This window comes from Streptococcus sp. (genome assembly GCF_019414905.1).
GTDB lineage: Bacteria > Bacillota > Bacilli > Lactobacillales > Streptococcaceae > Streptococcus.
Window position 1 is genome coordinate 1 of sequence record NZ_DXLC01000279.1, and the last position, 313, is coordinate 313.

Here is a 313-nt window from a genome sequence, read left to right on the forward strand (position 1 = left end):
TGCATCGACCAACCAATGGTTGATGATGAACGGCTGTGACCACCAGCCTGTTCAGAGAAATCTGAGCGAAGCCATTCGCGTGGCAAACGAACTCTTCCCTGACGTGACCTTTATTCATAGCTCATTTGACGAATATGTCCAAGCACTGGAAAGTGCTCTTCCTGAACAATTATCAACGGTCACAGGTGAGTTGACCAGTCAGGAAACGGATGGTTGGTATACTCTTGCTAACACATCTTCTTCCCGTATTTACCTCAAACAAGCCTTCCAAGAAAACAGCAACTTGTTAGAGCAGGTCGTGGAACCATTAACC

The 313-nt window shown here is 46.3% G+C and carries 1 pseudogene; it reads left to right on the forward strand.

The annotated features are described in order from the left end of the window. Positions 1 to 313: pseudogene (locus tag QZ359_RS08515) on the forward strand (alpha-mannosidase); the annotation flags it as partial.